This is a genomic window from Microbacterium sp. LWH7-1.2, from assembly GCF_038397755.1.
In the GTDB taxonomy this organism is placed as follows: domain Bacteria; phylum Actinomycetota; class Actinomycetes; order Actinomycetales; family Microbacteriaceae; genus Microbacterium.
In genome coordinates, this window is record NZ_CP151637.1 from 2,350,128 (window position 1) to 2,363,855 (window position 13,728).

A 13,728-nucleotide genomic window follows, 5' to 3' on the forward strand; every position below is an offset into this window, starting at 1 on the left:
CCAGCTTCACCGGGCGGAGACCTAGACTGCGTGCATGACGACCGCGCCGCTGCTCTATGTCTGCGTGCGCCCGCAGCTGGGTGCGGCGGCCGCCGAATACGAGTCCTTCCGCGCCGCGATGCACCTCGACGAGAGCCGTCTCGCCCACCACGACCTGGTGCGCGAGCCGCTCCCCGACGACGCGTTCGAGCGCTACGCCGGGTTCCTCGTGGGCGGCAGCCCGTTCAACGTGACCGACCCCGAGTCGACGAAGACCGACGCACAGCGGCGCCTCGAAGCGGGTCTCGCGCGCATCGCCGAGCGCACCGCGACGGGCGACGGACCGGCCGCCCTCTTCACCTGCTACGGCATCGGCATCGCCACCCGCACGCTCGGCGGCACCGTGAGCCGCGCCTTCCCCGAAGACACCGGCCCGGTGGCGGTGCAGCTCACGAAGCAGGCCTCGTCCGACCCGCTGTTCGGCCGTCTCGCCAACCGCTTCGCGGCGCTCACCGCCCATAAGGAGGGCACCGAGAGCCTGCCCCCTGGCGCGGTCCTCCTGGCGCGCAACGACGGATGCCCCGTCCAGGCGTACCGCGTGGGCGACCGGCTCTACGCGACGCAGTTCCACCCCGAGCCGACGACGAAGGCGTTCACCGAGCGCATGGCGGTGTACCGCGACGACGGCTACTTCGATTCGGCGGACTACGATGCGATCGCCGGACGCGTGCTCGCAGCATCCGTCACGGAACCCACCCGTCTGCTGCGGGCGTTCGCCGACCGCTTCGCGGCCGGCTGACTCAGGCTTCGGCGTTGCGAAAGGCGATCACCGCGCGCGCCGCGGTGCCGATCAGCGCGGTGCCGAGGATCACGGCGGCGACGATGATGGCCGTCACCCCGATCGCGGTGCTGTGCGGCTCACCCGCCAGCCGGCCGACAGCGACCCAGACCAGCCCCCACGCGAGGGCGAGCGCGGGTGCGAGACGCCAGTGGCTCGCGAGCTCGATCCCGAGCCCGATGACGGCGACGGCGATCAGCACGACGACGCCCCACAGGTCCGCCGATGACTCCCACTCGGGCGGGCCGATCGACGTCAGCCACGCCGCGATGTTCGCGACGGTGGCGAGCGTCACCCAGCCCAGGTGCAAACCTGTCACCCCGTCGACGAGCAGCCGGTCGGCCCAGCCGCCGGCGGGCTCGATGACGGTGCGGCTGAACGTGACGCCCAGAAGCGCCAGCAGGACGATGATCGCGAGCACCGTGAGCGCGAGTGATCCGAACTGGGCCGTCACGAGCCACAGCCCGTTGAGCGCCATCGTGCCGGCGATCAGGTAGCCGAGCGCCCGCTGCCGCTCGCTGCCGCGTTGACGCGGCAGCGCCTGCCACACGGTGTAGGCGAACAGGCCGACGTAGATCACGGTCCAGATCGAGAAGGCCGGACGCGCCGGCGCGAGGTACGAGCCGTCCTGGTCGAGCGCGCCGTTCTGCAGGTCCTGCACCGGTGTGCCGCCGAACAGTCCGGTGCCGACCATCGCAGCCACGATCATGAAGCAGAACGCGCTGATGACGATGATCTGCCGGGCGAGGTCCTTGGCGGTCATGCTCACACGGTAGGACGGGCATCACCCCTGGACGAGGGCTCTTGACATCGGTGACGACGGCCGATAGCGGTCCGCCTCACGCGCCACGTGGCGGGTCCAAGAGCAGCGCGACACGCTCGGAGAGGTACGCCTCGAGCGGCATGAGTCCCCCGGCGGCGCTCCACCTCACGCTGGGCACGCCGTCAGCGGAGTACAGCGGGGCGGATGCCTCGCCTCTGTCGACCGCGCCGGGCTGCAGCATCCGCCATCCGATGTGCACGGTCTCGCCCTCCGCGAAGCCGCCGCGGCGTGCGGCCGCGGCGAGCTCGGCGCGGTGTCGCTGCGATTCGGCGGCGTAGCCGCGCCGGGCCTCCTGGCGGGCACGGAGGATGTCGCCGGTCGCGAAGACGGCGTCGTCGGTGAGCAGGAGCACGCCGAGGTGCCACGCCGCGCCCCGGCGTTCGATCCGCGGTGCGCGCGCCACCCCCAGGAAACGCTTGGGCACCACCAGCTCGCCGAGGGCCTCGCGGGGCGCGCCGGCGAGCCGCGATCGTGCGGCGTCGAGAAGCTCGAGGGTGCTCACGCCATGTCGTCCCGCAACGACGGGCTCGCCTTCAGCCGCTCGCCGCGCAGCGCCATGCCGATGAGGGGGAACAGGAGCACGGACAGCATGCCGCCCGCGACGAGCACGGTCTGCTGCGTGGTGTCGAGGATCTTCTCGTCCACGCCGATCTGGGTGACGGCGACGATGATCGGGAGCCCGGTCGCGCCCAGGAGTGCGATCGAGAGGCGCTCGCGGCGAGACGACCCCTCCGGCGCCGCGAGGGTCGACGGCAGACCGCGGACCACGAACAGGGCGACGAGCACGACCGGCACGAGCCAGAACAGCACCGGGTCGTCGAGCAGCGACTGCAGGTCGAACGTGATGCCGGTGTAGATGAAGAAGATGGGGACGAGGAAGCCGAAGGCGACGCCTTCGATCTTGCTCTCCACGGCGTGACGGTCGTGCTCCGATGCATCGCGCATGAGGAGGCGCCAGATGATGCCCGCGGTGAAGGCCCCGAGCAGCATGTCGAGGTCGAGGATGACGCTGAGCGCGACGAGAGCGGCGAGGATCACGAAGACCACGCGGATCGCGAACTGCCCGGAGGTGTGCAGCGTCGAGTTGACGAACGAGTGCATCGCACCCCGCGGCACGCGGAACGCGAGCCAGAGTGCGAGGCCCGCGAAGAGCGCGAACAGCGCGAGCACGATGGTGGAGAGCCCGGGCTCGCGTCCGCCGAGGAAGATCGAGATGGCGATGAGGGGTCCGAACTCGCCGACGGCGCCGATCGCCGCGACCGCCTTGCCGAACGGCGTGGGCAGCTCGCCGGCGTCCCGCAGGATCGGCAGGAGGGTACCGAGCGCGGTCGAGCACAGCGCGACGCCGATCACGATGGCGGCCTCACCGGGGGCGAGCAGCCAGCCCGCGGCGACGCCGGCGGCGAGGCTGAGAAGCCAGCCGAGCGACGCGCGGCGGCCGAGCCGCCCGCGGAACGACCCGAACTCGATCTCGGTGCCGGCGACGAAGAACAGCATCGCGAGGCCGAAGTTGGCCAGCGTGGCGACGAGGGGGGTGGGGCCTGTCCATCCGAGCACCGCCGGACCGATCAGGATGCCCAGCAGCAGCTCGAACACCACCACCGGCACCCGCACCCAGTGGCCGAGTGCTCGCGCCAGCAGCGGCGCGAGGACCGCCATCAGCGGGATGAGCAGGAGCGTCGCGGGTGTGAGACCGTCCACGCGAACAGACTAGCCAGGGTCACCCCGTCGAGGAGGGCTCCAGCTGGCGCTCCGGCGGCGTCAGCTCGGCGCGGTCGCGCTGATGGCCGATGAGCGCCAGGACCACCCCGCCCGCGAGCCACACGCCGAGGATCGTCCACTGCGCCCAGGTGGAGGCATCCGGGAAGTACATCACCGAGCGCAGCAGGTTCGCCGATGCCCCCGGCACGAAGAACTGACCCACGGCGCCCCAGGGCTCCGGGAGGAACTGCGGCGGCTGCGCCGCACCGGCGATCGGGTTCGCGATGAACATCGTGATGATCGCGCCGACCGCGATCCCCGGAGGGCCCATCAGCGCGGCGAGCCCGATGATGAGCGCGGAGGTCGCCGTCACGCCGAGGCCGAGCACCGCCGCGTTGAGCAGCCAGTCCCCGGTGAGGATGCCGAACCAGGTCTGCATCACCAGCGCGATGAGCGCGCCGGCCGCGACCCCGAAGACGAGGAGGCCCACCAGGCGGCGGACGATGCCCTGCACCAGCAGCGTCAGCAGGATGCCGCCGAGCATGCCGCCCAGCACCATCGGGAAGACGGATGCTGCGAGCCCGGCGCCGATGCTGTCGCCGTCGGCCAGCGGCACGACGTCCGTGACGGTGACCGTCGGGATCTCCGGAGCCGCCCCCGTAGCGCCCTCGGGGAGCTGCGGCATCTGACCTGTTTTCAGCGCCCCCACGATCGCCGTCAGCTGGTCGGTCAGCGCGGCTTTCGCCGCTGTGTCGATCTGCGACTGCATCTGGGCGGCGACGGCGCGCAGCGCCTGCGCGGCGACGGGGCTCGCTGCGGTCGCGACGAGCACCTCCGGCTCGTCGCCCAGGAGGATCGCGCCGTACAGCGAACGGGACTCGATCTGCGATACGGCGTCGTCGCCGGAGTCGACGCCCTCGAGATCGAAGGGCGCGGGGTCCTGCTCGGCGAGCTTGTCTTCGACCGCGCTGACGGCTGCGTCCGGCCCGGCGATGCCGACGGGGAGGTTCTGGGCCTGCGAGGTGGCCGCGGGCCAGACGAAGGCCATCACGATCACGGCGACGATCACCGAGCCGACCAGGCCGAACATCGCGGCGACGCCCCACTTCGTGCGCCGGGCGGGTGCGGCATCCACCGACGCCGTCTCACGGTGAGCGTTCATTGCGTCCTCCTAAAAAAGAATCGTGATTCTGTTTGTGACAATAACAGAATCGCTATTCTGTTTCCATGCCCAAGGTGTCGAAGGAATACCGCGAGGCCCGCCGCGACGAGATCGCGCGCGCCGCACTGCGCGCCCTGGAGCGCAACGGCGTGCGTGACACGTCCATCGCCGACATCGTCGCGGAGTCAGGCCTGTCGACCGGTGCGATCTACTCGCACTTCACCAACAAGGCCGAGCTCGCCCGCTACGTCGTGGGGCGCTATCTGCTTCCCCGGATCGACGCCCTCGAAGGCGCGGGTCGGGGCGGCGAGATCGTGACGCCCCGCGACGCGCTCCGGGGGATGCTCTCGATGTTCGAGGACGTCGGACTGTCCCCCTCGCTCATCCTGCAGTTCTGGGGCGAGGCGATGGTCGAGCCCGGGGTCCACGACGAGATGCTCCGCACCGCTGCACACCTGCGCGCCTCCCTCGCTCTGGCGGTCGGGCCGTGGGCGCGCGCGCAGAGTTCGGACGAGAAGACGGCCGAGATCCTCGCGACCGAGACGGCCCGGTCGATCGCGGCTCTGGCGCAGGGCTACATCGCCAACAGCGCCGTGTTCGGCCCGCGCCCCGTCGAGGACTACCTCGAGAGCGCGGCCGCCGTCCTCGCGAGCTGACCCGCCCGTGCGGCCTAGACGGGTCGGACCTCGGCGTCCTCGCCGCGCAGGGGCGCGGCATCCGCTGCCGTCTCGGCGTGAGCGGTCGCGGCCGTGATCTCGCGGATCGCCACGGGTGCGGTCCGGCCGGCGCTGCCGCCGCCGATCTGCGTGGCACTGCCGCCCCGGATCTGCCGGTGCAGGCGCTCCATGCGCGCGTCGAGCTCGGCGGCGGTCTCGGCCGCGTCCTTGAGGCTCTCGAGCAGCTCATCGGGCACGCGCGTCGCGTACTTGTAGTAGATCTTGTGCTCGAGGCTCGCCCAGAAGTCCATGGCGATGGTGCGGAACTGCACCTCGACCGGCACCTCGATGCGGCCGGTCGACAGGAACACCGGCACCTCGAGGATCGCGTGCAGGCTCTTGTAGCCGTTGGACTTGGGCGACGCGATGTAGTCCTTGACGCCCCGCACCCGCACGTCGTCCTGCGCGGTGAGCAGATCGAAGAGGCGGTACACGTCGGCCGTGAAGCTGCATGTGATGCGGATGCCGGCGATGTCGGTGATGTTCCGGCGGATCGACGCGAAGTCTCCGTCGATGCCCTTGCGCTGCACCTTCTCGACGAGGCTGTCGGGCGACTTGACGCGGCTCGAGACGTGCTCGATCGGGTTGTAGTCGTGCGTCAGCAGGAACTCGTCGCGCAGGATGCCGATCTTCGTCTCGACCTCCTGCAGGCCGAACCGGTACTCCATCATGAAGCGCTGCAGCTCGTCCCTGAGCTCCCGCAGCTCGCTCGGCGAGACCGTGATCTCGCCTTCGTCGGACGCCGTCGCGGGCACCAGAGGTGCGGGAGTCGCCATGCCGTTCACGCTAAGCGGCGGCCCTACGAGACTCCTGTGAAGAACGGATGCTGAGCCCTGGCGACGGCCGCAGGTCAGGCGTCATCGAGGGCCAGCTGGGCGCGCTCGGCAGCCTGCGCAGCCTCGCGGGACTTCGCAGCTGCCTCGGACCGCTCGCGCTCGACGGCGTCGAGCTTCTCGGTGGCTGCGCGCTCGTCGCCTTCGAGCGCGGCGAGATCGCGGCGGAGGTCGTCGATGCGCTCGCGGACATGGTCGACCCGTTCCTGCGCCTTGGCACGGCGGGCGTCGACACGGGCGAGCTCCCGCTCGGCCTCGTTCGCGAGACGCTCGGCCTCGCGCGCGGCCTTCTCCGCCGCCTTGCGCGCGCGGCGATCGGCGAGGTCGTCCCGCGGCGGCGGCGCCGGGATCGCGTCCGGGAGCGTCCCGCCGACGGCGTCGGCGAGCGCGGCCGGGTCGATGTCGCCGGCTTCCAGCGGCTTGACGAGCCGCGCGGTGAGGACGGCGGCCGCGGCCGCAGCATCCATCACCGCCGCATTGATCGTCGCCGCGACGTCGTCGCGCGCCGTCGCGCTCAGGGTGCCGCCCGCCTCTTCGGCGAGTCCGACCGCCTGCTTCGCGAGGGCGGCCACGAGCTGCCGCCGCTGCCGGCTGAGGCGCGAGAGCTCCGCGGCGTCGAGGTCGTCCTGGGCTTCGCGCAGGGCCGCCGACAGCTCGACCGCATCGGCGAGCTGCCCGTCGCGCGCGAGCAGGTTGACCGCCCAGGCGGAGACCGTGGGCTTGCGCAGCGCCTTGAGCCGCTTGGCCAGCACGGGTGCCGCGAGGCCTGCGCGCGCGTTGCGCGCCGCGGTGAACTCCGCCGGCGGCAGGGCGTACAGCTCGGCGGCGAGAGCGTCGAGCTCTGCGTCAACGTCGGCCATGCGCCCATTGTGTCCCATCGCCCGACCGTTCTCAGGACCGACCGCGACGAGCGCGACCAAACGCCGCGGTGCCGCGGCGACCGAGGGGCGCAGCATCCGGAACAGTCCTGCGAACGGTGTGGAACGCCGCAGGATCGCAATTCCGGATGCCCCGCCGCGAAGCACTCGCGACGGGGCCGCCACGGGTCAGACGAACTCGTAGAACCGGAAGGTCCCGAACTCGGGGATGAGGATGCGGACGTCGCTCCAGCCGGCTTCCCGTGCGTAGCCGCGCAGCGTCGACGGGCGCATCACCGTGCCGGTGCCGGCGCTGGGGCGGTGCGAGAGGCCGTCGGGCAGGCACACGAACAGGCTGAACCCGTAGAGCAGGCGCTCGAGTTCACCGGCGTCGGCGCTGAAGTGCTCCTCGGTCGCCTCGTCCATGACCACGACGGGTCCTCCTTCGCGCACCGCACGACGCGCAGCGGCGAGCACCTGGGCGGGATGCGGCATGTCGTGCAGGCACTCGAAGGCGAACACGGCGTCGAAGGGGCCGTGCTCGTGGACGAGCGCGGCATCGCACAGCAGGAACTCGACCCGGTCGGCGACACCGGCCTCGGCGGCGTTGCGCCGGGCGATCTCGACCGACGCCTCGTCGACATCGAAGCCGACCACCGCCAGCTGCGGATACGCCTGGGCCAGCGAGATCGACGACCACCCGCCGCCGGAGCCGAGGTCGGCGATGCGGGCTCCGGGTCGCCGCAGCACGTCGTCGAGGCGACCGACGTCGGCGAAGAGCGCCGGGACCTGCTGCAACCAGGGCCGGTTCAGGTCGGCCTGGGCCTCCCGCGCGTGCGCGCCGAGCTGCTCCCAGCTCACCCCGCCGCCCGTGCGGTACGCATCGATGAGCGCCTCCAGCTGGGTCCCGGACGCCGCAGCCATGCGAGCGAAGGGCTCCAGGTAGGCCGTGCTGGCGCGGTCGAGCAGCACCTCGGCGACCCCGGGAGCGAGGCGGAAGCTCCGGGCGGCGGCATCCGTCGCGCCGTCGACGTCGAGGATTCCCGTCGCCGCCTGCTGCTCGAGCCACTCGCGGGCGTAGCGCGGATCGGTGTGCGTCCGGCCGGCGAGCTCGCCGAAGGTGAGGCCGTCGGCGTCCGCCAGGGCGGCGTACCACCCCAGCTGCGAGCCCAGGTGCACGGACATCAGGTCCATCCAGGCGAGCGTCGCTTTCATGACCCGGTCCGCGAACGCGGTCGTCGCGTCCTGCGCGGTGTCGGTGATGGTGATCGTGGTCATCGTGATCTCCTTCGTGAAGCGTGAGCGTCCATCTGACGACGAAGCTACGGATCCTGCGGCGCAGCGCGCGTCGGGAGAAACGCGCAATCCAGCGGCGGCCGTCTGCACCATTCGATGCAGGACGTCGCCGAGCGCGGTGCTCAGCGGCGCCGGCCGCGCTCGCGCCACCACGCGGCGGCGGCGGTGCGCGAGCCGACGTCGACCTTCACGTAGATGTTGGCGAGGTGCCGGCTCACGGTCTTCTCGCTGATGAAGAGCTCGTCGGCGATCTGCCTGTTCGCCTTGCCCTGGGCGACGAGCTCGACGATCTCGCGCTCCCTGGCTGTCAGCGGCCCGCCGTCTTCGGCAGACGCCGATCGCACGACCACCGGCGGCGCACCGAGCCGCTCGAAGATCACGCCCGCCTGCTCCCGCAGCTGTGCGGCGAGGGCCCGCTCGCCTCGCAGCTCCTGCGCGGTGGCGAGCCAGCTCAGCACGTTCGCCTGCTCCCACGGCTGCCCGAGGCGCCGGAACCGGTCGAGGGCCGTGTGCAGCCGACCGATCGCGCCCACGGCATCGCCGGCATGGATCAGGAGGATCCCCCGGGCATGCGCCGCCCACGCGTGGAACCCGTCGCTGCCGAAGGCCCGCGCGTCCTCCTCGAGTTCGTCGAGCAGGTGCTCCGCCTCCTGCGACCGCCCGTCCGCGAGCGCGATCTCGATCGCCGGACGCAGCAGCCGAGCTCGGCCGACGCGATCCCTCTGCTCGAGCATGGCGGCGATCATCGCCGCCGCGCGCTCGGTGTCGCCCTCCGCGAGCGTCAGCAGCGCTTCGCCCGGCACAGGGTCGACGCCCGCCTCGCTCGCACGGCGGTACGCCTCCCGCGCTCCGGCGGCGTCGCCGCGGAGGCGCCGGATCTCGCCCAGCTGGTTCCAGCCCTCGCCGGCGATCCAGGGATGATGGGATCCGAGGTCCTCGCACGCGCGCTGCAGCGCCGCTTCCGCGGCATCCCATTCCCCGCTCGCCGATTGCAGCTCGAGGCGGTGCACGCGGCAGACGCCGGCGTAGACGACGTGCGCGCCGCGCGCGGCGCACCACGCCTCGGTCGCGCGGGTCCAGTCGGCCATGCGGCGGAAGTCGGCGAGCTCGTGGCACACGTGGATGGTGGTGCACAGCACGTCGCCCGCCCACTCGGCGTCGAGCTCGTCCGACACGACGCACAGCATGGCCTCGTCGAGCTGCGCGAATCCCTCCGCGGTGCGCCCCGCCCGGATGAGGTGCATCCCGGCCACGACCGCGCTCAGCGCCGACACCGCGGGCTGACGCAGCATGGCTGCCAGCTCCCGCATGCGCGACACGCTCTCGGCGGGCCACAGCGCGCCGGTGTCGTCGAGGTCCATGCTCGCCGTGAGGTACACCTCGTAGGCGTGCCCGCGGCCGTCGGGAAGATCGGCGAGGATCCTCCGCGCGCGTCGCAGCCAGGCGGTGCCCACCGTCATCTCGCCACGGGTCAGTCGCACGAGTGTCACGACGAGTGCCGCCTCGGCCGCGCCCATCGCGTCGCCCTCGTCCGTCAGTGCCCGGAACGCCGATTCGAGGTGCGTGAGGCCCGCTTCCTGCCGCCCGAGCCACCATTCGCACGACCCGAGAGCGCGCAGGTCGGCGCCGGTGGCCGCGACGTCGCGGCGGCCTGCCTCGAACGCCTCGCGCGCCGTCTCCCAGTCACCGGACCGGTATGCCGTCCGCGCTCGCTCGAGCGCGTCGACCGTGTCCGCCATGCGGGAATGGTACCGCCGTCGTCGCGCCATGTCCGGGGATCGCTGCGCGGCCTCGCCGCGGGTGCGCCGACAGCCCGTACAGCGCGAGCATGACGGCCATCGTCGTGAGGTAGAAGCCGTGCAGCACCCAGATCGGACCGAACGGCAGGCTCAGCACGTAGACGGTGTAGACGGCGTTGCCGACGTTGCCCATGACGAGCGCGCTGAGGCTGTACGAGCGCAGGTCGCCGGATCGCACGGCCTTCACCACCATCGGCAGGTTGGCCGCGGCGAAGAGCACGGTCGAGACCGTACCGGCGAGCGTCGCAGCGTCCATATAGGGAAGATACGGATGCTGCCACCGCCGATACATCGGCAGTTATACCCATTTCCGCCAGGGGCAGGTCTGCCGCCCGCCCCAGTCGCGGCTTCACGCAGAGAGGACGGATGCCGCCTGCCGCGCGGCGCCGAGGGCAACGTACTCCCCCGGCTCGGGCACTTCGACCGGCAGGCCCAGCACGAGCGGCGCGACCCGGCGCACCGCCTCGGACTGCGCGCCGCCGCCGACGAGCAGCGCGCGTTCGAGCGGCACGCCGAGTCCGCGGAGCGCTTCGAGGCCCGCGGCGAGGCCGGAGAGCATCCCCTCGACGGCGGCGCGCGCGAGATTCTCGCGCGTCGTCGAGGCGAGGGTCATGCCGGTGAGCGACGCCGTGGCGTCGGGCAGGTTCGGCGTGCGCTCGCCCTCGAAGTACGGCACGAGCGTGAGTCCCGCGGCGCCCGGCTCGGCGGCCAGCGCGAGCTGGGAGAGCTCGGCGTGATCGACGCCGAGGACACGTCCGATCGCATCCAGCACGCGCGCCGCGTTGAGCGTGGCGACGAGCGGCAGGAAGCGGCCCGTGCAGTCTGCGAATCCGGCGACCGTCCCAGTGGGGTCGATCGTGCGCTCCTCGCTCACCGCGAAGACGGTTCCGCTCGTGCCGATCGACACGACCACGTCTCCGGGACCCGCGCCGAGCCCGAGCGCCGCGCCCGCGTTGTCGCCGGCGCCGCCGCCGACGCGTCGGCCCGCGGCATCCGTCACCCATTCGTCGGGTCCGAGCACGCGCGGAAGCACGGCGTCGTGCCCGAGTGCGGCGACGAGGAGGTCGCGGTCGTAGCCGCCGGTCGCAGGGTTCCAGTAGCCGGTGCCCGAGGCGTCGGAGCGGTCGGTGACGAGCTCGTCGAGCAGGGGACCGCGCGGCGAGTCGCCGGAGGGCCCGAAGCCGCGCAGCCGCCAGGTCAGCCAGTCGTGCGGGAGCGCGACTGCTGCGACCCGCGCTGCGTTGTCGGGCTCGGTGTCGCGCAGCCAGCGGAGCTTCGTGATCGTGAAGGATGCGACGGGCACGAGGCCCGTCCGCCGTGCGAGCTCGTCGGCCCCGAACTCGGCTGTGAGGTCGGCCGCCGCCTGCGCCGAGCGGGTGTCGTTCCACAGCAGCGCATCGCGGACGACCCGGCCTTCGGCGTCGAGCGCGACCATGCCGTGCTGCTGCCCGCCGATCGCCCACGCCTCGACGTCGTCGATCCCGCCGGCGTCGGCGATCGCCGCCTGCAGCGCGGTCCACCACGCCTCGGGGTCGACCGACGTGCCGTCGGGGTGCGACGCGCGCCCCTGCCTCACCACCGCCTGGGTCGAGGCATCCGTGATCACGACCTTGCAGGACTGCGTCGACGAGTCGACTCCCATGACGAGGCTCATCGCTTCCCACTTTCCTTCATGTCCCGGTTTGTGCTTTTCATGTCCCGATTCCCGCCCCTGGAGCCGCCCCACACAGCGGAAAGTGGGACATGCTCCGCCGGAGACGGGAGGAAGACGGATGCGGCGGCCGACCTGTTCGGTCCGCCGCCGCGGTCTCGCATCAGGTCAGCCGCGGGCGCCGAGCAGGTGCTCGGTCGCGAGCTGCTGCAGACGGACGAAGCCGAAGCCCTTCCCGCCGAGGTACACCGACGGGTCGAAGTCCTCGTATGCCGAGCGGTCCGCGAGGAAGTCGTCGTACGACTCGCCGTCGTTGAGCGTCGGCACCGAGAGCTCGTCGACCTTGGCTGCGGCGAGCGCCTCCTGCACCTCGGGGTCGGCGCGGAAGGCCGCGGCGCGCTCCTTGAGCAGCAGGTAGGTGCGCATGTTCGCGGCGGCCGAGTCCCACACGCCGGTCTCGTCCTCGGTGCGCGAGGGCTTGTAGTCGAAGTGACGAGGGCCGTCGTAGGCGGGGACGCCGCCGGGGCCGCCATTCTCGAGCAGGTCGACCAGCGCGAACGCGTTGTGCAGGTCGCCGTGGCCGAACACGAGGTCCTGGTCGTACTTGATGCCGCGCTGACCATTGAGGTCGATGTGGAAGAGCTTGCCGTGGAACAGCGCCTGCGCGATGCCGGCGGCGAAGTTGAGGCCCGCCATCTGCTCGTGACCGACCTCGGGGTTGAGGCCGACGAGCTCCGGGCGCTCGAGCGAGTCGATGAACGCGATCGCGTGGCCGAGCGTCGGGAGCAGGATGTCGCCGCGCGGCTCGTTCGGCTTCGGCTCGATGGCGAAGCGGATGTCGTAGCCCTTGTCGGTGACGTAGTCGCCGAGGAGGTTCACGGCCTCGCGGTAGCGCTCGAGCGCGGCGCGGATGTCTTTGGCCGAGTCGTACTCGGCACCCTCGCGGCCGCCCCACATGACGAAGGTCTTGGCACCGAGCTCGGCGCCGAGGTCGAGCTGGCGGAAGACCTTGCGCAGGGCGAAGCGGCGCACGTCGCGGTCGTTCGACGTGAAGCCGCCGTCCTTGAAGACGGGAGCCGAGAAGAGGTTGGTCGTCACCATCGGGATGATGAGGCCGGTGTCGTCGAGCGCGCCCTTGAGGCGGTCGATCTGCGTCTGGCGCTCAGCATCCGTCGATCCGAACGCGAACAGGTCGTCGTCGTGGAAGGTGAGGCCGTAGGCGCCGAGCTCGGCGAGCTTCTCGACGGCGTGCACCACGTCGAGGTGATTGCGGGTCGGCCCACCGAAGGGATCGGTGCCGTTGTAGCCGATGGTCCAGAGGCCGAACGAGAACTTGTCGGCGCGGGTGGGGGTGGGCATGACGCTCCTTCGCGAGAAATGTTGCTGCCGACAACCTATACCAGAATGCATGCCGCGTCCACCCCGCATCACCGGCATACGACCGTCGGTGCGCCTCGACGGCCGCCCTGTGTCCGGTTGTGACCGGAAGTTCACCAGGCATTAACACGACCCGCGGAGGACAGGGCGGACAATGGTCTCGGGAACGAGATCCGCTTCGCGGCGACGTCGGCATCAGTCCCTAGTCGGCCTTTCCCACCTGCGTCAACCCCTGTGCGGAAGCTGGCCGTCAGGCGGAGGATCGGGGCATGACGAGAGGAGTCTCCCCATGGTGCTCGAGAGGCCGTCCTCACCCGCGCGGCGCAATGCTCTGCGATCGCGTGTCATGCCGTCACTGAAGGAACTGCCGCCACGGCGCCCCGAGCCCCCGGCCCCCGACGACTCACCCGTCCGGTGGGAGCGCATCGACCTCGACCGCTACGAGGTCCGCGCCGGCGGAGCGACCGTCGGCTTCATCGACGTCGTCGGAGCGGTGTTCGTCGCCCTCGCCGGACGTCGCTATGACCGGGCCGTCGAGGTGCTCCAGACGCTCGATTTCGCGGTGGCGGTCGGGTCGATCTCGCCACCCGGCGCCGAGCGCCCTTCCCCCTGACCCTCCGGACCGCACGTGCGACCCGTTTGACCGGCCGCGCAACAAATCCCGGGACGCCGCCCCGCCGCACCCTACAGTGAGAC

The 13,728-nt window shown here is 71.6% G+C and carries 14 protein-coding genes; 3 read left to right on the plus strand and 11 right to left on the minus strand.

What is annotated here, in order from left to right:
* Window positions 1-34 precede the first annotated feature (34 nt).
* Complete coding sequence (locus tag MRBLWH7_RS10970) at window positions 35-778, plus strand: GMP synthase (RefSeq protein WP_341994366.1); 744 nt, start codon at window positions 35-37, stop codon at window positions 776-778.
* Window position 779: 1 nt separating this feature from the next.
* Here the strand turns inward: MRBLWH7_RS10970 and MRBLWH7_RS10975 are convergent, their stop codons facing one another.
* The 4 genes from MRBLWH7_RS10975 to MRBLWH7_RS10990 all read right to left on the minus strand — a co-directional run bounded on the left by MRBLWH7_RS10975 (window position 780) and on the right by MRBLWH7_RS10990 (window position 4,503).
* Complete coding sequence (locus MRBLWH7_RS10975; protein ID WP_341994369.1) at window positions 780-1,580, minus strand: tryptophan-rich sensory protein; 801 nt, start codon at window positions 1,578-1,580, stop codon at window positions 780-782.
* Window positions 1,581-1,656: 76 nt separating this feature from the next.
* Window positions 1,657-2,142, minus strand: coding sequence for a glutaminase (locus MRBLWH7_RS10980; protein WP_341994372.1), 486 nt, complete (start codon window positions 2,140-2,142; stop codon window positions 1,657-1,659).
* A complete protein-coding gene (locus tag MRBLWH7_RS10985) occupies window positions 2,139-3,341 on the minus strand; it encodes a cation:proton antiporter (RefSeq protein ID WP_341994374.1) in 1,203 nt (400 codons plus the stop codon). Before MRBLWH7_RS10985 ends, MRBLWH7_RS10980 begins: the two co-directional genes overlap by 4 nt.
* A 19-nt stretch (window positions 3,342-3,360) precedes the next feature.
* Window positions 3,361-4,503 carry a hypothetical protein gene (locus MRBLWH7_RS10990; RefSeq protein ID WP_341994376.1) on the minus strand — a complete coding sequence of 381 codons (1,143 nt, stop codon included), beginning with the start codon at window positions 4,501-4,503 and terminating at the stop codon, window positions 3,361-3,363.
* A 65-nt stretch (window positions 4,504-4,568) separates the two neighbouring features.
* On the opposite strand from MRBLWH7_RS10990, the gene MRBLWH7_RS10995 reads away from it, so the two are divergent.
* Window positions 4,569-5,159 (plus strand): TetR family transcriptional regulator, encoded by a 591-nt coding sequence (locus MRBLWH7_RS10995; protein WP_341994377.1) that lies wholly within the window; start codon window positions 4,569-4,571, stop codon window positions 5,157-5,159.
* A gap of 14 nt (window positions 5,160-5,173) precedes the next feature.
* Here the strand turns inward: MRBLWH7_RS10995 and MRBLWH7_RS11000 are convergent, their stop codons facing one another.
* From MRBLWH7_RS11000 to xylA, 7 genes are all read right to left on the minus strand, one after another.
* Window positions 5,174-5,995 (minus strand): GTP pyrophosphokinase family protein, encoded by an 822-nt coding sequence (locus tag MRBLWH7_RS11000; protein ID WP_341994379.1) that lies wholly within the window; start codon window positions 5,993-5,995, stop codon window positions 5,174-5,176.
* 74 nt (window positions 5,996-6,069) lie between these two features.
* The gene (locus MRBLWH7_RS11005) at window positions 6,070-6,912 is read right to left on the minus strand and encodes a transposase (protein WP_341994381.1); all 843 of its coding nucleotides are present in this window, start codon (window positions 6,910-6,912) and stop codon (window positions 6,070-6,072) included.
* A 186-nt stretch (window positions 6,913-7,098) separates the two neighbouring features.
* Window positions 7,099-8,187: a class I SAM-dependent methyltransferase gene (locus MRBLWH7_RS11010; RefSeq protein ID WP_341994383.1), complete on the minus strand. Its 1,089-nt coding sequence runs from the start codon at window positions 8,185-8,187 to the stop codon at window positions 7,099-7,101.
* 140 nt (window positions 8,188-8,327) lie between these two features.
* Window positions 8,328-9,944 (minus strand): LuxR C-terminal-related transcriptional regulator, encoded by a 1,617-nt coding sequence (locus MRBLWH7_RS11015; RefSeq protein ID WP_341994385.1) that lies wholly within the window; start codon window positions 9,942-9,944, stop codon window positions 8,328-8,330.
* Window positions 9,889-10,260: a hypothetical protein gene (locus MRBLWH7_RS11020; RefSeq protein ID WP_341994386.1), complete on the minus strand. Its 372-nt coding sequence runs from the start codon at window positions 10,258-10,260 to the stop codon at window positions 9,889-9,891. The genes MRBLWH7_RS11015 and MRBLWH7_RS11020 overlap by 56 nt, the downstream gene beginning before the upstream one ends.
* A gap of 93 nt (window positions 10,261-10,353) precedes the next feature.
* On the minus strand, window positions 10,354-11,658 hold the full coding sequence (gene xylB / locus MRBLWH7_RS11025; RefSeq protein WP_341994388.1) for a xylulokinase: 1,305 nt from the start codon (window positions 11,656-11,658) through the stop codon (window positions 10,354-10,356).
* A gap of 165 nt (window positions 11,659-11,823) precedes the next feature.
* The gene (gene xylA, locus MRBLWH7_RS11030; RefSeq protein ID WP_341994390.1) at window positions 11,824-13,014 is read right to left on the minus strand and encodes a xylose isomerase; all 1,191 of its coding nucleotides are present in this window, start codon (window positions 13,012-13,014) and stop codon (window positions 11,824-11,826) included.
* A 364-nt stretch (window positions 13,015-13,378) separates the two neighbouring features.
* On the opposite strand from xylA, the gene MRBLWH7_RS11035 reads away from it, so the two are divergent.
* Window positions 13,379-13,645, plus strand: coding sequence for a hypothetical protein (locus MRBLWH7_RS11035; protein ID WP_341994391.1), 267 nt, complete (start codon window positions 13,379-13,381; stop codon window positions 13,643-13,645).
* The last annotated feature ends 83 nt before the right edge of the window (window positions 13,646-13,728 follow it).